Raw genomic sequence first — 23,237 nt, forward strand, 5'->3', positions numbered from 1 at the left:
TTTGCGGTCAACCGCATTACGTTGGATAATGTGCGCCCCCAATTTCCAAGTGCCAACTGCAGAGGTCCTAGCGTGAGTCACGAACAGATCAATCAGCACCTGTCCCACTGGACAGAAAGAGAATCCACCGCGGAAGCCATGATTCCGCTGATCGGCCGCCTCTACCGCAAGAACAATGTGGTTACTTCTGTATACGGTCGCGCCATCATTAACCAGTCTGTGATCGACATCATCCGTGCCCACCGGTTTGTGCGCCAGGTTGAAAACAGTGAGCTTTCCGTTCATGACACCCTGCCGATCCTTCAGGCGATGGACAAGCTGGACCTTGGCCGCGCTCATGTGGACATTGGCAAGCTGGCGGTCAAGTTCAAGGAAGAGGGCGGCGACCTGACCGAGTTCCTGAAGCGTGAAATCGGAACGGTCGTGGGGCAGTACGCGGCCCAATCCGAGGAAGATGCGAACAACGATACCAAAGACGTGGTGCTCTACGGTTTTGGTCGTATCGGTCGGCTTCTAGCGCGCATTCTGATCGAGAAAGCCGGCGGTGGTAATAACCTGCGCCTCCGGGCGATTGTGGTTCGCCAGGGTGGTGCTGAGAACGATCTTGAGAAGCGTGCCAGTCTTCTGCGCCGCGATTCCGTTCACGGTCCGTTCGATGGCACCATCACCGTTGACGAGCAGGAATCTGCGCTGATTGCCAATGGCAACTACATCAAGGTGATCTACTCCGACGGCCCAGACAAGGTGGATTACACCGAGTATGGCATCAACAACGCCATCGTGGTCGACAATACCGGTAAGTGGCGCGATGAGGCAGGTCTTGGTCTGCATCTGAAGTCAAAGGGCGTGAGTCGGGTTATGCTGACGGCACCTGGCAAGGGCGACATCAAGAACATTGTTTTTGGCATTAACAACGACTGGATTACTGATGACGACAAGATCCTGTCGGCAGCCTCATGTACCACCAATGCCATCACGCCGGTCCTGAAAGCGATTGAAGACGAGTACGGCATCGAAGATGGTCACGTTGAGACTGTTCATTCCTACACGAACGATCAGAACCTGATTGATAACTACCACAAAGGCAGTCGTCGTGGACGCAGTGCGGCCCTTAACATGGTTATCACCGAGACGGGGGCTGCCAAGGCCGTCGCCAAGGCATTGCCGATTCTGAAGGGTAAGCTGACTGGTAACGCTATCCGGGTGCCGACGCCGAATGTCTCGATGGCGATTCTTAACCTCAACCTCAAGAAAGACGTTGATGTGGATGGTGTAAACGAATATCTGCGCGATATGGCGCTGCATTCGGAGCTGCAGAAGCAGATCGACTTTGTAAATTCTCCGGAAGTGGTTTCCACAGACTTTGTTGGTTCGCGTCATGCGGGTATTGTTGATGCGCAGGCAACGATTGCCAGTGGTAAGCGCCTGATTCTGTACGTCTGGTACGATAATGAGTTCGGCTACAGCGCGCAGGTGGTTCGCGTGGTCAGTCAGATGGCTGGCGTAAATTACCCGATCTTCCCCAAACGTGCGCGAGACTGAGCGTATCGCACCGATTTGGTGAAGTGGATGTTCTGAAAAACCCCGACAGCATTGCTGTCGGGGTTTTTTCTTTTCCGGCCTCGCACTCAGGGCGGTTTTAAGTCAGCGCGAAACCCGTTCCGGTTTCTGGTGGAAATAGAATTCCTTAATCTCTATAATTGGCGCGATTTTGGGTACGTCTGGCACTACGTTTCTCATAGTGTTTCTGGGCCGCATGTGTCGGGCGTTACGAATCCATAGACAAGTTTCTGATGATTGGATGAGGCTAATGATCAAGATCAAAAAAGGCCTGGATCTTCCCATCAGTGGCGCTCCCGAACAGACCATTACAGATGGCAAACCCGTTCGTCATGTGGCGTTGATCGGTTTTGACTACAACGGCATGAAGCCGACGATGGCTGTGAAAGAGGGGGACCGTGTCAAGCGCGGTACGCTGCTGTTCACGGACAAGAAGACCGAAGGCGTTCGTTATACTTCACCCGCCGCCGGCGTAGTGAAAGAGATTAATCGCGGTGAGCGTCGGGTATTCCAGTCGATCGTTATCGAAGTTGATGGCGATGAGGCTGAGACCTTTGCACGCTACAGCGAAGCGGATCTTGCCGGCCTTGAACGCCAGCAGGTTGTTGATAATCTGGTGGAATCCGGTTTGTGGACGGCGTTCAAGACACGCCCCTACAGCAAGGTTCCCGAGATTGATTCCGCTCCCCACTCCATTTTCGTGTCCGTTATGGACACCAATCCGCTGGCAGCGGATCCGACAGTCATTATTGGTGAGAACAGTCAGGCATTCGAAAAAGGCCTTACGCTCCTGACCAAGCTGACCACCGGTAAGGTGTTTGTCACCGGCAAGCCGGGATCCAACGTTGCAGTTCCAAAGACCGACGCCGTTGAAGTGCATCAGTTCGATGGTGTGCACCCGGCCGGTAACGTGGGTACCCATATTCATCACCTGGATCCGGTATCCGGCAGTAAAACTGTCTGGAGCATCAACTACCAGGACGTTATCGATATCGGCAAGCTGTTTGAATCCGGAGAAGTGCCGGTCGAACGTGTCGTGGCAATCGGTGGCCCCAAGGCGCTGAAGCCACGCCTGGTGCGTACGCGTCTCGGAGCCAGCCTTCAGGAACTTCTGGAGGGCGAGGTTGCTTCAGATTGTGACGTTCGCGCGATTTCCGGCTCTGTGTTCGGCGGTCGCCGTGGTGACGGTCCGTGCGCCTACCTTGGCCGGTTTGCCAACCAGGTATCGGTGCTTGAGGAAGGCCACAAGCGCGAGTTCATGGGGTGGCTGTCTCCGGGCCCGAACAGGTTCTCGGTGCTGAATATTTATCTGTCCAAACTGACCAGCGGCAAGCTCTTCAACTTCACTACCACGACGAACGGTAGTGAGCGGGCGATGGTGCCGGTCGGAGCGTATGAACAGATCATGCCCCTGGACATTCTTCCGACACAGCTGCTGCGTTCCCTGATTGTCGGTGACACAGAGATGGCACAAAAGCTTGGTGCGCTGGAACTGGATGAAGAAGATCTGGCGCTGTGCACCTTTGTGTGTCCCGGCAAATATGAATACGGTCCGATTCTCCGCGAGAACCTGACCCGAATCGAGATCGAGGGCTAATACGATGGCTATCAGACAGTTTCTCGATGGAATCGAGCATCACTTTGAAAAGGGTGGCAAGTACGAGCGTTGGTACGCTTTGTACGAGGCCGTAGACACCATTTTCTACACACCGGGCAAGGTAACCTCCACTACAGCGCATGTTCGCGACGGCGTAGACCTGAAGCGCATCATGATCACGGTGTGGATGTGTACCTTCCCGGCCATGTTCTTCGGTATGTGGAACATTGGTTTTCAGGCTAACAGCTTCCTTGCGTCCAATCCGGATGCCATGGTTGCTGACGGAGGCCTGCGGACTGCCTTTATCCAGGCACTTGCCGTCACCGGTGCCGGTGCGGGTCTTTGGGATAACTTCGTTTACGGTATGGCGTACTTCGTGCCCATCTACTTCGTGACTTTCGTGGTTGGTGGCTTCTGGGAAGTGCTGTTTGCCACCGTGCGTCGCCACGAAGTGAACGAAGGCTTCTTTGTTACATCGGTCCTGTTCGCTCTGATTTGCCCGCCCACCATCCCTCTGTGGCAGGTGGCTTTGGGCATCACCTTTGGTGTTGTAATCGGTAAGGAAGTGTTTGGCGGTACCGGCAAAAACTTCCTGAACCCCGCGCTGACTGGCCGTGCGTTCCTGTACTTTGCCTATCCGGCGCAGATTTCCGGTGACACAGTGTGGACCGCTGTTGATGGTTTCAGTGGCGCCACGGCGCTCAGCTGGGCTGCGAGCGGCGGCCTGGAAGCTCTGGAGGCTCAGATTGGCTGGATGAATGCCTTCGTGGGCACCATTCAGGGCTCCATGGGTGAAACCTCCACTCTGGCAGTGCTGATCGGCGGCCTGATTTTGCTGGCCATGAAGATTGCCAGTTACCGGATTGTTGGTGGTGTACTGATCGGTATGATTGGTATGTCCCTGCTATTGAACATCGTTGGTTCTGAAACCAATCCGATGTTCGCCATTCCGGCGCACTGGCATCTGGTCATGGGTGGTTTTGCCTTCGGTATGATGTTCATGGCAACCGATCCGGTTTCTGCTGCAATGACCAACACCGGTCGGTGGTGCTTTGGCATTCTCGTTGGTGTTATGACGGTGCTGATCCGGGTGGTTAACCCGGCCTTTCCGGAGGGCATCATGCTGGCCATCCTGTTCGCAAACCTGTTCGCGCCGCTGATGGACCACTATGTGGTTCAGGCCAACATCAAACGGAGGCTTGCTCGTGGCTAAAGCTAAAGAAACCGTCTCCCGCACGCTGGTCGTCGCGTTGGTGCTGAGTATTGCGTTCTCTGTGGTGGTTTCCACCGCGGCGGTAATGCTTCGTCCGGCGCAGATCCAGAACCAGAACCTGGATATCAAGAGCAATATTCTGTCTGCCGCTGGCATGCTGGAACCTGGCTCAAGCGCCGAACAAATTGAAGATGCGTTCGAGCGTTTTGACGTCCGACTGGTTGATCTGGATACCGGTGAGTTTGTTGATCCTTCCGCTGTGGGCGTCCAGGACCCCATGAAGTACGATATGTACAAGGCGGCTTCGGATCCCCAGATGTCGACCAACATTCCTTCCTCGGAAGACAAAGCCGGTATCAAGCGTCGGCCGAATGTTGCCAAGGTCTACACCATGAGTGAGAACGGCCAGATTAATCGCGTGGTTCTTCCGATCCACGGTTACGGTCTCTGGTCTACGTTGTATGGCTTCATCTCCCTCGAGGGCGACCTTAACACCATCGAAGGGCTCGGGTTCTATGCTCACGCAGAAACCCCTGGCCTGGGTGGTGAGGTGGACAACCCGCGCTGGAAGCGCCAGTGGGTTGGCAAGGAGGTCTATAATGAAGACCGTTCCGAGCCTCAGGTTCGCCTGGTCAAAGGGGGTGTGAGCGCAGACGCACAGGACAAGGAGCACAAGGTTGATGCCCTCTCCGGTGCAACTCTGACAAGTCGTGGCGTTGAACATTTGGTTAATTACTGGATGGGCGACCGCGGTTACGCGCCGTTCCTGAAAAAACTTCGTGAAGGGGAGGTCTGATCATGGCAGATGCATCAGCCAAACAGGTTCTCTTCGAACCGATCTTCAGCAATAACCCGATTGCCCTGCAAATCCTGGGCATCTGTTCAGCGCTGGCGGTAACTACCAGCATGAACGTTACTCTCGTGATGTGTGCGGCTGTTACCGCCGTCACCGCATTTTCCAACCTTGCGGTGTCTCTGGTGCGAACCCAGATTCCGGGCAGTATCCGGATTATCGTCCAGATGACCATCATTGCTTCTCTGGTTATCGTGGTTGACCAGCTACTGAAAGCCTACGCCTATGAGATTTCCAAGCAGCTGTCGGTATTCGTTGGTCTGATCATCACCAACTGTATCGTTATGGGCCGCGCGGAAGGCTTTGCGATGAAGAACGGTCCCTGGATGAGCTTCCTGGACGGCGTTGGTAACGGTCTGGGTTACTCTGTACTTCTGATCTTCGTTGCCTTCTTCCGTGAGCTTCTGGGTGCCGGTTCTCTGTTCGGTGTTTCCCTGATGCCGGTAGTTAACGAAGGTGGCTGGTATATCCCGAACGGTCTGCTGTTGCTGCCACCGAGTGCGTTCTTCATTATCGGCCTGGCAATCTGGGGTCTGCGGACCTGGAAGCCGGAGCAGGTTGAGGATCCGGACTATAAAATGTCTCGCCACGTAGCCAAGGAGGCCTTCTGATGGAACACTATATCAGTTTGATTCTGAAGGCCGTTTTCGTTGAAAACATGGCTCTGGCATTCTTTCTGGGGATGTGTACCTTCCTGGCGATCTCCAAGAAGATCGAGGCTGCAACGGGGCTTGGTATTGCCGTCGTGGTCGTGCTGACTGTCACCGTTCCGGTCAATAATCTGCTGTACAACAGCATTCTGCGCGAAGGCGCTCTGGGCTGGGCTGGGCTACCTAACGTAGACCTGAGCTTTCTCGGATTGCTGACGTATATCGGTGTAATCGCGGCAATTGTCCAGATCATGGAAATGGTCTTGGACAAGTATATCCCGGCTCTTTATGCCGCTCTGGGCGTGTTCCTGCCACTGATTACAGTGAACTGTGCCATTCTGGGTGCCTCGCTGTTTATGGTCGAGCGTGATTACACCTTTGGCGAAAGCCTGGTGTATGGCTTCGGTGCCGGCCTCGGCTGGGCCCTGGCGATCATTGCACTGGCGGGTATCCGCGAGAAGCTGAAGTACAGTGACGTTCCGGAAGGTCTGCGTGGCCTGGGTATCACCTTCATTACGGTGGGTCTGATGTCCCTGGGCTTTATGTCCTTCTCCGGTATCTCACTGTAACTCACCCGGTGATTCGGTTTAACGAAAAGGCGAGACCATGAATACAGAAATTATTCTCGGCGTGGTCATGTTCACCGTTATCGTTCTGGCTCTGGTCGCAGTGATACTTGCGGCCCGGTCCAGGTTGGTAAGCACCGGTGATGTGACCATTGAGATCAACGACGATCCTGAACACACGCTGAAGACCGAAGCCGGCGGCAAGCTGCTCGGTACTCTGGCGAACAGCGGTATTTTCCTGTCCTCTGCCTGTGGTGGTGGGGGTACCTGCGCCCAGTGCAAGTGCAAGGTACTGGATGGCGGCGGCGCCATGCTGCCAACGGAAAAGACCCACTTCACCAATCGTGAAGAGAAAGAAGGCTGGCGTCTGTCCTGCCAGGTTCCTGTAAAGCAGGATATGAAGGTGGAAGTGCCGGAAGAGTTCTTCGGCGTCAAAAAGTGGGAATGTGAGGTTGTCTCCAACCACAACGTGGCCACCTTCATCAAAGAACTGGTGCTCAAACTGCCCGAAGGCGAGGAAGTGGATTTCCGTGCCGGTGGTTACGTTCAGCTTGAATGCCCTCCCTATGAAATCAATTTCAAGGATTTCGATATCGAGGAGGAGTTCCACGAAGACTGGGACAAGCATGACATCTGGCGTTACAAGGCCATTAACAAGGAAGAAACCATCCGGGCCTATTCCATGGCGAACTACCCGGAAGAGAAAGGTGTTCTCAAATTCAATATCCGTATTGCTACGCCGCCCCCCGGAACCGATCACAACCCGGGCATCATGTCGAGCTACGTGTTCAACCTGAAGCCGGGTGACAAAGTGACCGTAATGGGGCCATTCGGTGAGTTCTTCGCGAAGAAGACCGACGCCGAGATGGTCTTCATCGGCGGTGGTGCGGGTATGGCACCCATGCGTTCCCATATTTTTGACCAGCTCAAGCGTCTGAATTCCAAGCGCAAGATCAGCTTCTGGTACGGCGCGCGAAGCGTCCGCGAGATGTTCTATGTAGAGGACTTTGACGGGCTGGCCGAAGAGAATGACAACTTCGAGTGGCACGTCGCTCTCTCTGACGCGCTGCCAGAAGATAACTGGGAAGGGCCAACCGGCTTTATCCATAACGTGTTGTATGAGAACTACCTGAAGGACCACCCGGCTCCTGAAGACTGTGAGTTTTACATGTGTGGGCCCCCGATCATGAACGCGTCCGTCATCAAGATGCTCAAGGATCTGGGTGTTGAAGACGAAAACATCATGCTGGATGACTTTGGAGGCTAAGCAGTCCTGATGACATTCAGCATGATTCGACCCGCCAGGGTGGCCCTGGTCAGTGCTTTTACAGCGCTGGCCTTTGCCATTCTGGCGGGTTGTTCGTTTGAGCCAGAAGAAAAAATCTGGGAAATCTCCGGTCCTGTCTTCGGGACCAGCTACCACATCAATGTTGTATTGACGGAGGATCAGGGAAGGCTTGAAACTCTGGCACAGGGCATTGAGGGGGTCCTTGACGGTGTGGACGCATCAATGTCCACCTGGCGAGAGGATTCGGAGCTGTCTCGTTTCAATCAACGGACAGACCAGTCTGACTGGGTGTCGGTGTCCGATGAATTGTATGAGGTTCTACTGAAGGCCGAAGAGATTTCAACACTCACTGACGGTGCCTTTGATGTAACCATCGGGCCGGTAGTTAATCTATGGGGCTTCGGGCCACAGGCGCGACCGGAACAGGTGCCTTCGGAGGCATTACTTGCAAAATCTCTGTCCGAGACAGGGTTTGAAAAGCTTGAGCTCCGGAGTGATCCGCCTGCAGTGCGAGCCGTTCCGCCGCAATATGTTGATCTGTCAGCCATTGCCAAGGGGTATGGTGTGGATGCGGTTGCCCGTTTCCTTGACGAGCAGGGCGTTCAGGCGTATCTGGTGGAGATAGGCGGTGAGGTTCGAGTTAATGGTCGCAAGCCCGACGGCAGCACCTGGAGGCTGGCCATCGAAAGGCCAGTGTCTGAAGCCCGGGAGGTAAACCGGGTGGTGGCGCTGGACGCACGCGCAATGGCGACCTCCGGGGACTATCGTAACTATTACGAATCGGAAGGCCGGCGGTATTCTCATACAATAGACCCTGCGACTGGTGAGCCGATTGCTCACAAACTGGCATCGGTTACCGTTATTGCGGATGATTGTATGACGGCAGACGCTCTCGCGACCGGTTTTAATGTGATGGGCTTCCAGCCAGCCTATGCGCTTGCGGTTAGGGAGAATATCCCGGCTTATTTTATTGTCAGGACAGATCAAGGTTTCGAGACGCATCAGACGCCGGCCTTTTCGTCCTACGTGACTCAATGAGGGGGCAACATGGGTACCTTTCTTTTGGTTCTGTTGATTGTCGTGCTGCTGGTTGCAGCCATGTCTGTCGGCGTGATGTTCGGGCGTAAGCCCATTAGTGGGACTTGCGGCGGAATCGGCGCTCTCGGTATTAATCAGTCATGTGATATTTGCGGTGGCAATACCCAGAAGTGCGAAGAAGAAAATGAGCGGCTGGCGAATGAAGGCAAAGAGCCCGAGTCTCTTGGTTACGATGCCACCAGGCATTGATCGGATTCTGAAAATCATAACCACCATTTCACGACGTAGATAAGGAGTCACTGCGCGCATGGCAGAGCATCATTACGACGTTGTCGTTATCGGGGCTGGTCCGTCCGGCGAAGGCGCGGCGATGAATGCGACGAAACACGGTAAGCGTGTCGCGATCATCGAAGACAAGCCAACGGTCGGCGGCAACTGCACTCACTGGGGCACGATTCCCTCCAAGGCGTTGCGTCATTCCGTCAAGCAGATCATTACGTTCAACACCAATCAGATGTTCCGGGATATTGGTGAGCCTCGCTGGTTCTCTTTCCCCCGGGTTCTTCAGAATGCCCAGAAGGTGATTGGCAAGCAGGTCAAGCTGAGGACTCAGTTCTACTCTCGGAACCGGGTCGACCTGATTAATGGCCGGGCCTACTTCATTGATCACAACCGGATTGAAGTTCGTGGCAGCAAGTCCTCGGACATTCTGCACTTCAAGCAAGCGATCATCGCCACCGGATCCAGGCCCTATCTGCCACCGGATGTGGACTTCCGTCACCACCGGATCTATAACTCGGACACTATTCTGAATTTGTCTCACACGCCCAGGACCCTGATTATCTATGGTGCCGGTGTCATTGGCTCAGAGTACGCCTCGATTTTTGCCGGGTTGGGGGTGAAGGTAGATCTGATTAACCCGGGTAGCCGTCTGTTGTCGTTCCTGGATGACGAGATCTCCGATGCGCTGAGCTATCATTTGCGCAATAACGGTGTTCTGGTACGTCATAACGAGCAGTACGAGTCGGTGGTGGGTGATGACCACGGGGTGGTTCTTTCGCTGCAGTCCGGCAAGAAAATCCGGGCAGATGCGTTTCTATGGTGCAACGGCCGCAGCGGCAATACTGAAAAACTGGGCCTGGAGACTGTTGGGCTGGTGCCCAATGGGCGCGGTCAGCTCGCCGTTGATGAACACTATCGTACTGAGGTAGAAAACATCTACGCTGCCGGAGATGTCATTGGCTGGCCGAGTCTGGCAAGTGCGGCTTATGACCAGGGGCGCTCGGCATCCTCGGATATCGTTGATGATGATTATTTCCGCTTTGTTTCAGACGTACCTACCGGTATTTACACCATTCCGGAAATCAGTTCGGTTGGTAAAACCGAGCGTGAACTGACGGAAGCCAAGGTGCCGTACGAAATCGGTCAGGCCTTCTTCAAGGATCTGGCTCGTGCGCAGATTACGGGTGAAGCCGTAGGCATGCTCAAAATTCTGTTCCATCGGGAGACCCGTCAGATTCTCGGAATCCACTGCTTTGGAGACCAGGCAGCAGAGATCGTCCATATCGGTCAGGCAATAATGAATCAGGAGGGTGAGGCAAACTCTCTGAATTACTTCATCAATACCACGTTTAACTATCCTACGATGGCCGAAGCCTACCGTGTTGCGGCACTGAACGGACTGAACCGAATCTTCTAACGGGTCGCCAAGCCAATGCCGGAAGCAGATGGAAGTGTGTATCTGCTTCCGGATTGATCATTCAGACGCCCGGATTCATCCTACCGACAGGCTGGTTTTGTTTCCCAGCACAGTTTCATGACTCTGGGGAAGCGCAAGAAACGACCTGGCCCTGTTGTCAAAAAACATCCGGGTGCTGGTTGGGTAATCGGTAATTATGCTATCTACCCCCATTTCTTCCAGTTGCAACATGTCGTGAATCCGGTTCACGGTCCATGTGGACACGTGCATGCCGCGTCGATGGGCCTGTTCAACCAGCGCTTTTGAGCACAGTTTCCAGTTGATACAGAGATACTCGCAGCCCAGCCGGCTGGCCACACTGAGGGGACGTGGAAACTTGCGCTCGGCCACCAGGCCAATACGAATGTTCTTATTCCGTCGCCGGATCTGTTTCAGGAACCAGGTGTCAGCGGAGGTTATGGCAACGTTCTGGCAAAGGTTGCGTCGCTGAATGACTTCGGTCAGCCGGTTGCTGAGGATGTTCAGTCTTTGGCGGCTATCCTTTTTGACTTCCAGTTGCAGATGTTCGAGATCGTCAAACTGGTCCAGAAGATCCTCCAACTCCGGGATCCCTGTTGCCGTGGGCCAGGAAGCGGTGTTGTGACGAGCATCCATGGCCGCCAGTTCGTCGGCCGTAAATTGGCTGATGCTGCCTTTGTGACGGGTTGTCCGGTCTACGGACAGATCATGAATCAGAACCGGCTTGCCGTCTTTGGACAGCACCAGATCCAGCTCGAAATGCCGGATGCCATGCCGGTAGGCATGGATGAATCCTGAAAGGGTGTTTTCGGGGGCCTCGCCCTTTGCGCCCCTGTGTCCGTAGACAATCATGTTGCTGCGTCATCGTTCAGGCGTTGATAGATGGCCTGGCGTTTCTTCCAGGTGTCGTGGCAAAGACGAATATCTTCCAGATAAGCTGGCAATTCATGCATGAGCAGTGCCTGGGGGCCGTCAACAAGGGCTTTTTCCGGTTTCGGATGGAAGTCCACCAATACCATGTTTGCGCCTGCAATCACGCCCTGAGCCGTTGCGTGCATGACATCCAGAATGCCATCGGGAGATTGTTCGCGGCTTCCGACAGAGTGGGATGGATCCACGCACACTGGCATACGGGTCAGGCGTTTGACCGCTGGTACATGGGCGAAGTCCACCATGTTGCGATGCGGCTGGCCGGCTTCGGTTTTCATACCCCTGAGACAAAAAACAACATTGGCGTTACCTTCGCTGGCAAGGTACTCCGCGGCATTCAGGGACTCATTGAGTGTGATGCCAAAGCCACGCTTGAGCAGCACCGGGTAGGTGCTCTGGCGGCCGATGGCCTTCAGTAGCTCAAAATTCTGGGTGTTCCGGGTGCCCACCTGCAACATCACACCGGTTGGTCGGCCCAGCTTTTCAAGGCAGGTGTCAATTTCCTCGACGTGACTCTCATGGGTGATCTCCATAGCGATCACCTTGATACCGTGCTTGCCTGCTTTCTCGAATACCCATGGCAGACAGCCTTTGCCATGGCCCTGGAATGAATACGGGTTGGTGCGCGGCTTGTAAGCGCCCATACGGGTACAAGGCTCGCCATGGTCTTCCAGGGCTCGCATCATCATGTCCACATGCTCAGGCACGTCAACCGCGCAAAGGCCTGCAAAGATGTTCAGGTTGGACTGGTTGAAGTCAACGCCGTTGTAGGTGAAGCCGTTTTGCCGGCGGTCATCTTTGTGACGGCCAAGAATTCGGTAGTCGTCCGAAATCCGAATGGCACGTTCCACCGCCGGCAGGGCTTCAATTTCCTCCTTGTCGAGGGGTTTGGTATCGCCAAGAAGGTAGATTTCTGTCAGTCGCTGGGTGGCTCCCTGAACCTCGTGAACCCGAACCGAGACGTTCGGAAGGTTCTCGAGATAGTGCATGGTCTGTTGGTATTCGTCACTGTCCAGAGCGGTATTCGGATGAAGGATGGCTAACATGCTGTCTCCTTTTTAAGAACCGGCATCTTGTGCCCGGTGCCGTGCCTGCATGTACTCCCGGTGGTTAAGGTGGAGCAGGTCTGCCATGCGGCGAATAAGGTGTTCTTCGTATTTGTCGATGCGGCCATCCGCGAATGCCACGCGCCAGATACTCTCAAGTAATACCTGCTTACCGTCCTGATCCAGGTGCTCGTTAATCTGGCCGGTAAATTCATAGAGTGAGGTCGCGTCGTCCGCATGGCTCAGAGCATCCTGAAGAATCTCTTCTGCGTCGGCCCGCGTGACCTGATGTGCCTTCACTGCACCATCGACAATGGCCTGCAGCTCTCGCTCATCTTCATCCTGGTCGACGCGTGAAAGCTGAACCATAAGAGCAGTGGCCGCGACGGCCAGTTGATGAGAGTCCGGTTTCTCGTTTTCGGCGTCCGGTGCAGCAAACAGTTTCTTAAGGCGCTCGATCATGATTGGACAGTCTTGCTCCATTAATGGGTTTCAGGCTAAGAGTCAGGCGGCCTTGGCCAGCTGCCGGACCCGGTTTTCCAGTTCGATCTGGTCGGCTGTGAATCGGCGAATGCCATCGGCCAGCTTCTCTGTGGCCATGGCGTCTTCATTGGATTCCCAGCGGAACAGTTTTTCATCAATGGCGCCAAACTTATCTGATGAACTGGCTGTATGGGCGACCAATCGGCGCGGTAGATCGCCATGATCGTCCTGCAACTCCTGTAGCAGGGCAGGGCTGATGGTCAGACGGTCGCAGCCCGCCAGCATCTCAATCTCGCCGGTGTTTCTGAAGCTGGCGCCCATCACCACCGTTTGAAAGCCGTTGGCCTTGTAGTAATTATAGATGCGGGAGACTGAAAGCACCCCCGGATCTTCTGCGGCCGGATAGCTGTCCCGGCCCGTACTGGCCAGATGCCAGTCGAGAATCCGCCCGACAAAGGGCGAGATCAGGAACGCACCGGCCTGGGCGCAGGCGGCTGCCTGGATGAAAGAAAACAGAAGCGTAAGGTTGCAGCGAATGCCTTCCTTTTCGAGTTGCTCGGCGGCCCGGATACCTTCCCAGGTGGAAGCAATCTTGATCAGAACGCGGCTGGTATCCACTCCCTGCTGGTTGTAAAGCTCAACCAGGCGGCGGGCGCGATCCAGAGTGCCCGCGGTATCGAACGACAGCCGCGCATCAACCTCGGTAGACACCACGCCGGGAATCAGACTCAGAATTTCACGTCCGGCGAGGACAGCAAGCATGTCCGTGGCCATGGTCAGCTGCTCGGCGTCTGAGCCGCCGTGCCGGCGCGCCTCGGCTACGGCTTTGTCCAGCATAGGGCGATAAGCCTCGGAGGCAGCCGCCTTGAGCACCAGAGATGGATTGGTGGTGGCATCCTCCGGCCGCCATTTTGCGATCGCTTCGATATCGCCGGTATCGGCCACTACCGTGGTCATGGTTTTCAGTTGGTCGAGCTTGCTGGTCATTCGTTCGGTCGTCCCGGTTGATTTGTTATTGGCGCGCCCGAATCCCGGGCACTGGCTATATGCCTACAATAACGGGCCGCTCTGACAGGAACAAGACAACAAAAGGTATGGTGGCCATTGCCGGGGATTAAGCTTCGGCAATTTCCGGCTCTGAAGGTTCGTGCACCTTTTCCAGTGCGGTTTCGATGACTTCCAGGCCAGCGCCGGATTTATGGGCGTTTTCGCTGATGTAGCGACGGAACTGTCGGCCCCCGGGCTGGCCATGGAACAGGCCTAGCAGGTGCCTGGACATGTGCGTAAGAAACACGCCTCGTTCAAGTTCGCTCTGGATAAACGGAAGCATGGCACGAAGTGCCTGATGTCGGGTCTGTACAGGAGGGGGCTGCCCGAAAAACTCCGGATCAACGCCCGCCAGCAGCCAGGGGTTGTGATACGCCTCCCGGCCGAGCATGACACCGTCGGTGTGCCGCAGATGTTCGTGACACTCCTCGAAGGTTTTGATGCCGCCGTTGATGATGATTTCCAGGTGCGGATATTTCGCTTTCAGTCGGTATACCCAGTCGTATTTCAGCGGCGGCACCTCGCGGTTCTCCTTGGGGCTCAGGCCCTCAAGAATCGCGATCCGGGCATGCACGATGAAGGACCGGCAGCCAGCGTCAGAGACCTTTTCAACAAATTCGCAAAGATCGTCCCAGGACTCCCGACCATCAATACCTATCCGGTGTTTAACGGTGACCGGCAGGTCGGTAGCCTCAATCATGGCGCGCACGCCGTCAGCCACCTTGTCGGGGTGGCCCATCAGGCAAGCACCGATCATGTTGTTCTGAACCCGGTCACTGGGACAGCCTACATTCAGGTTAACCTCATCAAAGCCGTATTCCTGCGCCAGCCTGGCGCAATGGGCAAGTTCGCCGGCATCACTGCCGCCGAGCTGCAGCGCCAATGGGTATTCGGCCTCGTCGTGCCGCAAAAAGCGGGCGGTATCACCGTGGATCAGCGCGCCTGTGGTTACCATCTCGGTGTAGAGCAGGGTGTGGCGGCTTAGCTGCCTTGCGAGATACCGGTAGTGGCTGGTTGTCCAATCCATCATCGGGGCCACGCAGAAGCGACGGCTGGAGTGTTTGTGGTCGTTATCGGTCACTTCGGCAGTTCACCCGGAAGATGTGGTCTTTGCTGAATGATTCTAGGATCTGTTCTGTCATGGGGCTGCGGATCATTGTCCGGAGTGCCGCCGGCGAGGCTGGCAACAGATACGGTTTCCTATTCCTGCAGGAGTTTACCATCCGACAGCAGGGTTCTTGAAGACTGTCGGGTTGTTTGCTGCAGTCGCGTTCCGGAAAGTTATTGGCATTCGGCAATGTCTGCGCGGCAACCATACGCTTCGTGAGGTGTCGAAAAAATTGACACACGCGCCGAGGTCAAACAGGCGCGTTGGCTCTAACCTACGAAAAAATATAGATAACAGAATTGTGGGCCCTTTTTTGCTTAGTTTCGGATCAAGGTCTTTACCGTGCGACCAATGAAGATGGCAGCAGAGGGACGGGCCTCTAACGTGGTTTAATGGAGCAAGACAATATGAAAACGAAACTCAAGCTAGTGGCAGCGGTATCATTGTCCCTGATGGGCCTATCCGCCCACGCGGTGCCAGTGACATACATCGGTACGGACGACAACGTCTCTTCGCTTGCGCAAATGGTAAATTCTCAAGCGGCGGCCAATAATTTTCTCTCTGTGGCTGGCAATTTGAACGTCTTCGATTTTGAGTCGGCCACGCCCGCCAACCTCACGGTTACTGGCGGAAGCACAGTAACCGGCTCATCGTGTGGAGCTCTTTGCGGCTTTAATACTACGTCCGGGGGCTCAAACCACCGCGAGGTATTTGGTGGTTCGGTGACATTCACTTTCACAAATCCGGTTGACGCATTTGGTTTCTATGTAAACGGTCTGCAAACGGACATAGTCCCGCAGCAAACGATTGAATACGTAGATGGATCCCAGTCAAGTCAAGTTATCAACTTCCCTTCATCTGTTAATGGGGGCGGTGCATTTGTTGGTTTCATTGATTTTGGCCAGCTGATTTCAAGCGTTACGTTTAATGCGACAAACGATATTCTCGGATTTGACGACCTTCGCTTTGGCCGTTCGGAAAACAACCCTGGCGATCCTGTCAGTGTTCCGGAGCCAGGCTCCCTTGCGTTGTTCGGTCTTGGGCTCCTGGGATTGGGTGTCGCCCGCAGGAGAAAATCTTCCAGCGCGGTTTAATGAGCGGCCTGTCTTTTGATTGTTGAGTCAATCTGAGAGATTCGGGTTCATTTGCTGGTTACTGGATGGAGCCGCCCCGGTTAATTCATGTTTCCGGGAGCGGCTCGTTCTGCAGGCTATTGTGCATGGTCGCGCAATAGCCTGGCATCAAGACTGAAAGCTTGTCATCAATAAGCTGATACCCTTTCCTGTTTACCCTTCGTTTCTGTTGCCGCAATACCAACAATCTGTTTATCCTAGGCTTTCTTCTGTTTCGGGCGAGAGTGGTGAGGTTTTAGTGATTTTACAGGCCCTGTTGCCAGTATTTGTCCTGATTATGTTAGGACATGTCTTCCGCCGTATTGACTTTCCGGGAGGCGATTTCTGGCCCCGGGCGGAGCGATTCACCTACTACGTACTGTTCCCGGCGATGCTGGTGTTCAAGCTGGGGCAGGCCAGGTTGCCTGCGTCGGCCTATGGCGACATCGTCCTTATCATTGGCGCCATGCTGGTAGCCATGACACTGGTTCTGGCGCTGGCTCAGTGGTTCTGGCGTTGGAGCGGCCCGGTGTTCTCCTCAGTTTATCAGGGCGCTATCCGGTTCAATTCCTACGTGGGTCTGGCGGCGGGCGGCATGCTGCTGGGGGATCCGGGCCTGTCTCTGACGGCGATCGCCGTTGCCGTGATGGTGCCGTTGCTGAACCTGCTTTGCATTCTGATGTTTTCTCTGGTGGCCAGCGAAGGGCCTGTCAGGTTGGTGCCGGTATTCAAGGCGATAGTGACGAATCCGTTGATCGTGGGCTCGGTGATTGGTGTTATCTGGAGTTTCTTCGAGATCGGCTTCCACCCTCTGATCGGAGGCATTCTCGAGCCGCTGAGTAATCTGGCGTTGCCTATGGGATTGATGACGGTTGGCGCAGGTCTTCAGCTCAAGGCGCTGAAGGGTGCATCCGGACCGTTTATCGTGTCATCCGTACTGAAACTGCTGGCTTTCCCTGTGATGACTGCGGGGCTGGCGGTGATGCTTGGTCTCGATGGCTTGATGGTTCAGGTTGCAGTGCTCCTGGCGGCACTTCCCACCGCCACCTCAGCCTATATTCTTGCCCGCCAGCTAGGAGGCGATGCCCCCCTGATGGCGGGCATCATCAGTGGCCAGACCCTGCTGGCCATTGTGACCATTCCTTTAATGCTGAGTGTGCTCTGGTAAGCACGTGAGTACCGCGTCAACGATACTTTTCTGGAAGTTGATGTAGCCGTCACGTGTTACGTCAATATCTGTGGCCAGCGGATCCCAGGTGCTGAAGGTGACATCGAGATTCTCAGTGATCGAGCGCCACCACTGGCGGTTGAATTGAGGCTCGGTGAGCAGGCACGGGTGGTTGGCGGCCCGAAGCTTGTCCTGTACTTCAGCTATGTGGCGAGCTCCCGGAGACAGTTCAGGGTTCAGCGTAAGTACGCCATCCAGTTTAAGGTCGTAGTGGTCCGCAAAACGAGTCAGGGCCTGGTGGTAAGCGAACAGGCTGATCTCTTCTGCCGGGGCAAGTCGTTTGCGCGTGTCCAGGTCTGCCTGCTGTAGCTTGGCCTCGAACAGTTCAAGGTTCTGGTTCAGTGCGGCTACGTCTGCATTATCCAGTTCTGAAAGGGCATCACGAATGGTTTCCGCCATTTCGAGCGCGAGCTCGGGATCTACCCAGATGTGAGGGTCTTCTCCGTCACCATGATCATGGTTGTGGGCCCCGTGATGGTCGTCGTGATGTTCCTCGTGCCCTGATTCATCCTTCGAATGGTCATGGTGCTCCTCATGCGCCTCATGCTCATGATGGTCTTCGTGGTCTTCGTGGTCTTCGTGGTCTTCGTGGTCTTCGTGGTGATGGGTGTCATGTCCGGCCTCTTCTTCATGACTATGATCACTGTGACCATCATGTTCCTCGTGGACATCCTCTCCGGCTTCGTGATGCGCGTCTGCCAGGGCAATTGCCCGATCACGAAATTCCTGCCCGTTCAGCAGGCGATTGAGGAAGGTTTCCATCTCAGGGCCTACCCAGAAAATCAGATCCGCCTGCTCCAGTGCCCGGCGCTGAGAGGGCTTCATGGTGTAAGTGTGAGGGCTGGACCCAGGGGGAACGATGGTCGTTGTCACCATGTCCTCGGTGGCAATGGCCCGGATAATCAGTTCAACCGGCTTGATAGAGGCGGCAATTTGGGTTTCGGCTTGCAAAGCGCCGCTGGCAAAAAGGGTGCTGGCACCCAGTGCCAGGGAAAGGGCTTTTCCGGGAATGCGCATGGGTAAGAAATCCTGAGTTGTAGTATGAAACGTTATAATATAACGACGCTTTGGTATTCGGCAAAGGTATCTTGCGACTGACCTGGTGTGACTAACAGACGAGCTCATGGTCATGCGAAACCTGACGATGGCCGGTATAATGCCGGCTTTATCAAACGGCCACCGATTTTTCAGGAAGGTTTCATGACTGTACGTACCCGAATTGCCCCATCACCAACCGGTGATCCTCACGTTGGTACCGCCTACGTGGCCCTGTTCAACCTGTGTTTCGCCCGCCAGCATGGCGGTCAGTTTATCCTTCGGATTGAAGACACCGATCAGGCCCGGAGTACCGCAGAATCCGAGCAGGACATATTCAAAGCCCTGCGCTGGCTGGGTCTGAACTGGGATGAAGGTCCCGATGTCGGTGGCCCTCACGGCCCTTATCGTCAATCCGAGCGCAAACACTCTTATCGTCAGTATGCTGAAGACCTGGTGACGGCCGGGCATGCATTCTATTGTTTCCGGACTCCGGCAGAACTGGAAACCATTCGGGAGCAGCGAAAAGCCCAGGGACTGAATCCCGGGATCAAAGGCGACCTGGAATTGCCCGAGGATGAGGTGAAGCGGCGTCTCGATGCGGGCGACCCGTATGTGATTCGGATGAAAGTGCCTGAGGAGGGAATCTGCGAGATTGAGGACATGCTCCGTGGCACCATTGAAATCGATTGGGCCCAGGTGGATTGCCAGATCCTGCTCAAATCTGACGGCATGCCAACCTACCATCTGGCCAACGTGGTGGACGATCATCTGATGGAGATTACCCACGTTCTGCGTGGCGAGGAGTGGATCAATTCTGCGCCCAAGCACAAGTTGCTGTATCAGTACTTTGGTTGGGATATGCCGGTGCTCTGTCACCTGCCGCTGCTCCGTAACCCCGACAAGAGCAAGCTGTCCAAGCGCAAGAACCCGACCAGTATCAACTTCTATGAGCGCATGGGTTTCCTGCCAGAGGCCGTTACCAACTATCTCGGGCGCATGGGGTGGTCCATGCCTGACGAGCGGGAGAAGTTCACTCTTGATGAGATGATCGAGAATTTCGATATCCAGCGTGTATCCCTTGGTGGGCCCGTTTTCGATGTGGAGAAGCTTCGTTGGCTCAACGGTCAGTGGCTCCGCGAAGAGCTGACGGAAGAGCAATTTATCGAGCGCATGCGCCAATGGTGGTTTAACGAAGATGCTCTGAGTGCTCTGGTGCCTCACATCAAGGGCAGGGCAGATGTGTTTTCCGATGTGGCACCCATGGCTCAGTTCATGTTCTCTGGCATGCTTAACCTGAAGCCGGAGGATTTTGCTCACAACAAGCTCGAAGAGGGTCAGATCAAGCGGGTTCTGCAGTTCACGCTGTGGAAGCTTGAAGCTCAGCGTCACTGGAGCAAAGAGGCTATCTTCACTGACATCAAGGCTCTTGCAAAAGCCATGGACCTGAAAATGGGTGATTTCATGTTTTCCATTTTTGTCGCCATCGCAGGCACTCCCAACTCCTGGTCGGTGATGGACTCTATGGCGATACTCGGGCCTGACATGACTCGCTCCCGGTTGCGGTATGCCCTGGACGTCATTGGCGGGTTTTCGAAGAAAGAAACCAAGAAAGTGGAAAAAGAATACGCGGCATTGGGTATTCAGTGACCGATTTGGTGGTTTAATAAACGGCTTGAACAAGGATGTTCAGAAAACTGAAAAAAAGTGCATATCAAAGGTTGACGCCCATAGGGTGGATCCTTAATATACGCAGCCGTTGAGGGGCCATAGCTCAGCTGGGAGAGCGCAACACTGGCAGTGTTGAGGTCGGCGGTTCGATCCCGCCTGGCTCCACCAATTTCTAGTCCCCTTCGTCTAGTGGCCTAGGACTCCGCCCTTTCACGGCGGCAACAGGGGTTCGAACCCCCTAGGGGACGCCAATACGGCTTGACGGTTTAGTCCACCGGCAAGCCATCAAAAAAACCGCCTTCGGGCGGTTTTTTTGTGCCTGAAAACGGGTGCCGCCGGGATGTGCGCCGGCACCCGTTTTTATTTAGCGTTCTGCGATTGCTCCCTTGCCAACACCTTCATAGGCCTTGACGCGAATGGTGTCGGTAGGAAATTCCACTTTGAGCTTGTCGGCCATATGGGCCGCAATCAGCTCTACCGTCGTATCGGTATCCAGCATGTAAACCCGCTCTTCGGGAAGGCTCAGTGCAAACTCACCCTGATTGGCCTCATACTCGAAGGTCACATAGCGAACACCGTCTTCGCCCACATGGCGTCGCACTACATCTTCCTCAGAACCCACGTATATATCCCGCCAGAGCTTTGCCCAGCGGCGTTCAAGGTCATAATCCCGATGCCCGTTCCGGTCAATACGGATGGGTGAGCGATGGCCATGCGCGATGCGCTGACAGTTGCCTAAATGCTTTTTCAGTCCGTGTACGTAGTGATAATAGGCCCCGTCGATTTGTTCTTCCCTGAGATGAACCTCTACGGAAGTAACGTTGGCCGGAAGCACCGCCTTGATTTCCTGTTCCAGCAAGGAGGCAACGGCGGAGGGCACAACCCGGTCGGTGGGTAGCCAGGCGACGGCTTCGTCCGGCGAGCGATGACGTATTTGGCTGCCGTCGGTCAGCGCCCAGGTAAAGGCATCAGGCTGTTCGTCGTTCCGGGCCAGTCCCTGGTAGTTGCCAGGAATAACCAGTCGGTGGTCAACGCGCTCGTCGATAACCCGCTTGATAGTGCGCTTCACGTTACTGAAGTCGAACACCATTCCCTGTTCGTCCAGCTCACCACCAAGCACCACATCCGCAATCCAGCTCTCACCCACCAGCCCTCGGGTCGGGTCCATATAGGCGAAATCTATAACGGTCAGGTTGTCTACAAACAGATGGTTCATCAGATTTCCAGGCGGGTATGGTTGATTGATGGCCGGATTCTAGCAAAAATCACTGAGTACAGCAGTCTGGCGGTTGGCCGCTGCTCCATTTCACTTTATCAATGGGTTTATCATCCTGGACTTTACTTCTAGCTTCGATCCGCAATTTCCGGCATTGGTGCTGGCTGCCGGTGCCTCCAGCCGGCTTGGCAGACCCAAGGCCCTGTTGCCACTGGTTTCCTGCAACGGCGCGGCGCCGGGTTCCGGTAACCATATCGTCCTGGACGCTGCGATTGGACAGGGCCGGGTTCTGAGTCGGGATGTCCGGGTGGTGTGCGGGGCATGGTATCCCCTGATACGGTTTCGTAGCCAGCGTCAGCCATCGGCATGGGTGAGGGCGCCGGATTGGCGTGAGGGTATATCAGCGTCCTTGTCAGCGGGTCTTCGGAGCCTTGGCCCTAAGGTGAAAGGCGTTTTTGTACTGGTAGCTGATCAGCCGCTACTGGATCTGAACGCCCTTGAGGCTTTTGGCGTGGCTGCACGCTCCGTTCCTGGGCAACCGATTGCCGCGGACTACGGCGGCCGGCCGGGAGTTCCGGCCTATCTGCCGCGTTGGCTCTGGCCATGGGCACTGGAGCTGGAAGGCGACCAGGGCGCGGGGCGATTGCTGGCAGAGGTGCGGGCAACCCGGGTGGAGATTCCGGGGGTTCTCGACGATGTGGACACCCAGGCTGACTGGCGCAGAATCAGGGCCCAGCTCAGCCAAACAGGCCCGACAGCCAGGCAATCCCGACGCTGAAGATGCCAAGGCTCAGGGCGAGGCCGATGGTGTAGATCCTGGAAGACGCAGAGCGCTGCTGGGCGACGTACAGGTCTATCGTGCGTTGGGCAATGTCTTCTGCCGTTTCCCGGGATATCTCGTGAGCTTGCTGAATGGCCTCGGATTGCAGGGTCTGCCAGAATTCCGTATCAATCGTCTGGACACTGGTGATGTGATCCTTCAGTTCGGCCATGTGTTCGCCAGTGAAGCCTGAATTCTTTTGCAGTTCCTTTCTGAGAACTGCAAGTTCGCTCCCGAGGTTGAGGTTGACCTCGGACGCAACGTCGTCGCGCAGATTTCTGGTGCGCTCATCGACCATATCGGTTATGGCGCTCAGGCGCTCTTCAATTGCCGAATCCTGTTTGCTGCGGGACTCGTCCAAAGCCCGTTTCATATGATCAAACTGCTCGTCAAAGAGCGAACTGAGGAGTTCGTGCAGGCGATTGTTTATATGGGTTTTAACCGCTGATCGGGCAATCTGTTCAATGAGTTCGCTGGTCAGGGGAACAACATTGGCTTGCGGGTTGGATTGTTGGGCCGGGTCATCTGTTTGCTGAGACAGTTGGACCGAGGCATCGGCAGGAACATTTAGCGGTTCGTCATCATCCACGGCGGGCCTCGCAGGCTCAGCCGGAGGTTCGGGTAACGTTCCGTCTGTAACATCACTGGCCAAATTGTCCAGAACGTCTGCGAGTCCTTCGGACTGCGGTGGCTTGGTGAGAATGTTATAAACACCAAAGTTCCTCGCTTCTTCGATGAACGACGATGACTTCTTGGAGGTGCAGATGATGATCGGGATATCGGCCGTCTCGGGGTTACCCTTGATGAGCTTGACCGCCTCGACGCCATTCATTCCGGGCATTAAATGGTCCATGAAGATGACATCCGGGCGGCTGTGACTGGTAAGAAAATCTAGAGCCTCTTCGGCCGAGCCGGCCATATTGATCTCCATATCCCGATTTTCCAGCATCTTGCTCAGGGCAAATCGTGCCACCTTGGAGTCATCTACCAGCAAAGCGTTCTTGATCGCCATCTCACTACCTCAATCGTTTACTGCAAACACGGTTGTTATCGGGCTGC

Annotated in this window: 22 protein-coding genes and 2 tRNA genes; 16 read left to right on the forward strand and 8 right to left on the reverse strand. The window is 55.1% G+C overall.

What is annotated here, in order from left to right; genetic code table 11:
- Positions 1 to 72 precede the first annotated feature (72 nt).
- From KO499_RS15940 to sthA, 10 genes are all read left to right on the forward strand, one after another.
- Complete coding sequence (locus KO499_RS15940; RefSeq protein ID WP_215984756.1) at positions 73 to 1,542, forward strand: glyceraldehyde-3-phosphate dehydrogenase; 1,470 nt, start codon at positions 73 to 75, stop codon at positions 1,540 to 1,542.
- A gap of 268 nt (positions 1,543 to 1,810) precedes the next feature.
- Positions 1,811 to 3,157, forward strand: a complete 1,347-nt coding sequence (locus KO499_RS15945) for a Na(+)-translocating NADH-quinone reductase subunit A (RefSeq protein ID WP_215984757.1) — start codon at positions 1,811 to 1,813, stop codon at positions 3,155 to 3,157.
- A gap of 4 nt (positions 3,158 to 3,161) precedes the next feature.
- Positions 3,162 to 4,370 carry an NADH:ubiquinone reductase (Na(+)-transporting) subunit B gene (locus KO499_RS15950; protein ID WP_215984758.1) on the forward strand — a complete coding sequence of 403 codons (1,209 nt, stop codon included), beginning with the start codon at positions 3,162 to 3,164 and terminating at the stop codon, positions 4,368 to 4,370.
- Positions 4,363 to 5,166 carry a Na(+)-translocating NADH-quinone reductase subunit C gene (locus tag KO499_RS15955; RefSeq protein ID WP_215984759.1) on the forward strand — a complete coding sequence of 268 codons (804 nt, stop codon included), beginning with the start codon at positions 4,363 to 4,365 and terminating at the stop codon, positions 5,164 to 5,166. Before KO499_RS15950 ends, KO499_RS15955 begins: the two co-directional genes overlap by 8 nt.
- 2 nt (positions 5,167 to 5,168) lie before the next feature.
- Positions 5,169 to 5,834, forward strand: a complete 666-nt coding sequence (locus KO499_RS15960; RefSeq protein WP_215984760.1) for an NADH:ubiquinone reductase (Na(+)-transporting) subunit D — start codon at positions 5,169 to 5,171, stop codon at positions 5,832 to 5,834.
- Positions 5,834 to 6,442 (forward strand): NADH:ubiquinone reductase (Na(+)-transporting) subunit E, encoded by a 609-nt coding sequence (nqrE, locus tag KO499_RS15965; protein WP_215984761.1) that lies wholly within the window; start codon positions 5,834 to 5,836, stop codon positions 6,440 to 6,442. The genes KO499_RS15960 and nqrE overlap by 1 nt, the downstream gene beginning before the upstream one ends.
- A 37-nt stretch (positions 6,443 to 6,479) precedes the next feature.
- The gene (gene nqrF / locus KO499_RS15970) at positions 6,480 to 7,706 is read left to right on the forward strand and encodes an NADH:ubiquinone reductase (Na(+)-transporting) subunit F (protein WP_215984762.1); all 1,227 of its coding nucleotides are present in this window, start codon (positions 6,480 to 6,482) and stop codon (positions 7,704 to 7,706) included.
- 9 nt (positions 7,707 to 7,715) lie between these two features.
- Complete coding sequence (locus KO499_RS15975) at positions 7,716 to 8,765, forward strand: FAD:protein FMN transferase (protein ID WP_215984763.1); 1,050 nt, start codon at positions 7,716 to 7,718, stop codon at positions 8,763 to 8,765.
- A gap of 9 nt (positions 8,766 to 8,774) precedes the next feature.
- Positions 8,775 to 9,014, forward strand: a complete 240-nt coding sequence (nqrM, locus tag KO499_RS15980) for a (Na+)-NQR maturation NqrM (protein WP_215984764.1) — start codon at positions 8,775 to 8,777, stop codon at positions 9,012 to 9,014.
- Positions 9,015 to 9,072: 58 nt separating this feature from the next.
- A complete protein-coding gene (gene sthA, locus KO499_RS15985) occupies positions 9,073 to 10,464 on the forward strand; it encodes a Si-specific NAD(P)(+) transhydrogenase (protein ID WP_215984765.1) in 1,392 nt (463 codons plus the stop codon).
- Between the two features lie 75 nt (positions 10,465 to 10,539).
- On the opposite strand, the gene KO499_RS15990 is transcribed toward sthA, so the two are convergent.
- The 5 genes from KO499_RS15990 to dusA all read right to left on the reverse strand — a co-directional run bounded on the left by KO499_RS15990 (position 10,540) and on the right by dusA (position 15,069).
- Entirely contained in the window at positions 10,540 to 11,334 is a 795-nt protein-coding gene (locus KO499_RS15990; RefSeq protein ID WP_215984766.1) for a glycerophosphodiester phosphodiesterase, read from the reverse strand.
- Positions 11,331 to 12,458 carry a 3-deoxy-7-phosphoheptulonate synthase gene (locus KO499_RS15995; protein ID WP_215984767.1) on the reverse strand — a complete coding sequence of 376 codons (1,128 nt, stop codon included), beginning with the start codon at positions 12,456 to 12,458 and terminating at the stop codon, positions 11,331 to 11,333. Before KO499_RS15995 ends, KO499_RS15990 begins: the two co-directional genes overlap by 4 nt.
- A 12-nt stretch (positions 12,459 to 12,470) precedes the next feature.
- Positions 12,471 to 12,920 (reverse strand): TerB family tellurite resistance protein, encoded by a 450-nt coding sequence (locus KO499_RS16000; RefSeq protein ID WP_215984768.1) that lies wholly within the window; start codon positions 12,918 to 12,920, stop codon positions 12,471 to 12,473.
- Positions 12,921 to 12,962: 42 nt separating this feature from the next.
- Complete coding sequence (gene tal / locus KO499_RS16005) at positions 12,963 to 13,928, reverse strand: transaldolase (RefSeq protein WP_215984769.1); 966 nt, start codon at positions 13,926 to 13,928, stop codon at positions 12,963 to 12,965.
- 127 nt (positions 13,929 to 14,055) lie between these two features.
- A complete protein-coding gene (gene dusA / locus KO499_RS16010) occupies positions 14,056 to 15,069 on the reverse strand; it encodes a tRNA dihydrouridine(20/20a) synthase DusA (RefSeq protein WP_215984770.1) in 1,014 nt (337 codons plus the stop codon).
- Positions 15,070 to 15,503: 434 nt separating this feature from the next.
- Between dusA and KO499_RS16015 the strand changes: the two genes are divergently transcribed.
- The gene (locus tag KO499_RS16015; protein WP_215984771.1) at positions 15,504 to 16,190 is read left to right on the forward strand and encodes a PEP-CTERM sorting domain-containing protein; all 687 of its coding nucleotides are present in this window, start codon (positions 15,504 to 15,506) and stop codon (positions 16,188 to 16,190) included.
- Between the two features lie 316 nt (positions 16,191 to 16,506).
- Positions 16,507 to 17,376, forward strand: coding sequence for an AEC family transporter (locus KO499_RS16020; RefSeq protein ID WP_215985427.1), 870 nt, complete (start codon positions 16,507 to 16,509; stop codon positions 17,374 to 17,376).
- On the opposite strand, the gene KO499_RS16025 is transcribed toward KO499_RS16020, so the two are convergent.
- On the reverse strand, positions 17,353 to 18,453 hold the full coding sequence (locus KO499_RS16025; RefSeq protein ID WP_215984772.1) for a zinc ABC transporter substrate-binding protein: 1,101 nt from the start codon (positions 18,451 to 18,453) through the stop codon (positions 17,353 to 17,355). The genes KO499_RS16020 and KO499_RS16025 overlap by 24 nt on opposite strands.
- A gap of 183 nt (positions 18,454 to 18,636) precedes the next feature.
- On the opposite strand from KO499_RS16025, the gene gltX reads away from it, so the two are divergent.
- The 3 genes from gltX to KO499_RS16040 all read left to right on the forward strand — a co-directional run bounded on the left by gltX (position 18,637) and on the right by KO499_RS16040 (position 20,393).
- Positions 18,637 to 20,121 (forward strand): glutamate--tRNA ligase, encoded by a 1,485-nt coding sequence (gene gltX / locus KO499_RS16030; protein WP_215984773.1) that lies wholly within the window; start codon positions 18,637 to 18,639, stop codon positions 20,119 to 20,121.
- 113 nt (positions 20,122 to 20,234) lie between these two features.
- Positions 20,235 to 20,310, forward strand: a tRNA-Ala gene (locus tag KO499_RS16035).
- 7 nt (positions 20,311 to 20,317) lie between these two features.
- A tRNA-Glu gene (locus KO499_RS16040) sits at positions 20,318 to 20,393 on the forward strand.
- A gap of 113 nt (positions 20,394 to 20,506) precedes the next feature.
- Here the strand turns inward: KO499_RS16040 and KO499_RS16045 are convergent.
- Positions 20,507 to 21,358 (reverse strand): 6-carboxytetrahydropterin synthase, encoded by an 852-nt coding sequence (locus KO499_RS16045; RefSeq protein WP_215984774.1) that lies wholly within the window; start codon positions 21,356 to 21,358, stop codon positions 20,507 to 20,509.
- A 73-nt stretch (positions 21,359 to 21,431) separates the two neighbouring features.
- On the opposite strand from KO499_RS16045, the gene KO499_RS16050 reads away from it, so the two are divergent.
- Positions 21,432 to 22,136 carry a nucleotidyltransferase family protein gene (locus KO499_RS16050; protein WP_215984775.1) on the forward strand — a complete coding sequence of 235 codons (705 nt, stop codon included), beginning with the start codon at positions 21,432 to 21,434 and terminating at the stop codon, positions 22,134 to 22,136.
- Here the strand turns inward: KO499_RS16050 and KO499_RS16055 are convergent.
- Complete coding sequence (locus tag KO499_RS16055; protein ID WP_215984776.1) at positions 22,096 to 23,190, reverse strand: response regulator; 1,095 nt, start codon at positions 23,188 to 23,190, stop codon at positions 22,096 to 22,098. The two genes, KO499_RS16050 and KO499_RS16055, sit on opposite strands and share 41 nt — an antisense overlap.
- Positions 23,191 to 23,237: the final 47 nt, after the last annotated feature.

This window comes from Marinobacter sp. F3R08 (assembly GCF_018860425.1).
In the GTDB taxonomy this organism is placed as follows: domain Bacteria; phylum Pseudomonadota; class Gammaproteobacteria; order Pseudomonadales; family Oleiphilaceae; genus Marinobacter.

Bases quoted from the DNA above. Each gene is read 5' to 3' on its own strand.
- nqrE (WP_215984761.1), top strand. From the start codon at position 5,834: ATGGAACACTATATCAGTTTGATTCTGAAGGCCGTTTTCGTTGAAAAC.
- nqrF (WP_215984762.1), top strand. From the start codon at position 6,480: ATGAATACAGAAATTATTCTCGGCGTGGTCATGTTCACCGTTATCGTT.
- KO499_RS16015 (WP_215984771.1), top strand. From the start codon at position 15,504: ATGAAAACGAAACTCAAGCTAGTGGCAGCGGTATCATTGTCCCTGATG.
- KO499_RS16045 (WP_215984774.1), bottom strand. From the start codon at position 21,358: ATGAACCATCTGTTTGTAGACAACCTGACCGTTATAGATTTCGCCTAT.
- KO499_RS15995 (WP_215984767.1), bottom strand. From the start codon at position 12,458: ATGTTAGCCATCCTTCATCCGAATACCGCTCTGGACAGTGACGAATAC.
- KO499_RS16055 (WP_215984776.1), bottom strand. From the start codon at position 23,190: ATGGCGATCAAGAACGCTTTGCTGGTAGATGACTCCAAGGTGGCACGA.
- KO499_RS15950 (WP_215984758.1), top strand. From the start codon at position 3,162: ATGGCTATCAGACAGTTTCTCGATGGAATCGAGCATCACTTTGAAAAG.
- KO499_RS15990 (WP_215984766.1), bottom strand. From the start codon at position 11,334: ATGATTGTCTACGGACACAGGGGCGCAAAGGGCGAGGCCCCCGAAAAC.
- KO499_RS16020 (WP_215985427.1), top strand. From the start codon at position 16,507: ATGTTAGGACATGTCTTCCGCCGTATTGACTTTCCGGGAGGCGATTTC.
- KO499_RS15945 (WP_215984757.1), top strand. From the start codon at position 1,811: ATGATCAAGATCAAAAAAGGCCTGGATCTTCCCATCAGTGGCGCTCCC.
- gltX (WP_215984773.1), top strand. From the start codon at position 18,637: ATGACTGTACGTACCCGAATTGCCCCATCACCAACCGGTGATCCTCAC.
- KO499_RS16000 (WP_215984768.1), bottom strand. From the start codon at position 12,920: ATGATCGAGCGCCTTAAGAAACTGTTTGCTGCACCGGACGCCGAAAAC.
- sthA (WP_215984765.1), top strand. From the start codon at position 9,073: ATGGCAGAGCATCATTACGACGTTGTCGTTATCGGGGCTGGTCCGTCC.
- KO499_RS15960 (WP_215984760.1), top strand. From the start codon at position 5,169: ATGGCAGATGCATCAGCCAAACAGGTTCTCTTCGAACCGATCTTCAGC.
- tal (WP_215984769.1), bottom strand. From the start codon at position 13,928: ATGACCAGCAAGCTCGACCAACTGAAAACCATGACCACGGTAGTGGCC.
- KO499_RS16025 (WP_215984772.1), bottom strand. From the start codon at position 18,453: ATGCGCATTCCCGGAAAAGCCCTTTCCCTGGCACTGGGTGCCAGCACC.
- nqrM (WP_215984764.1), top strand. From the start codon at position 8,775: ATGGGTACCTTTCTTTTGGTTCTGTTGATTGTCGTGCTGCTGGTTGCA.
- KO499_RS15975 (WP_215984763.1), top strand. From the start codon at position 7,716: ATGACATTCAGCATGATTCGACCCGCCAGGGTGGCCCTGGTCAGTGCT.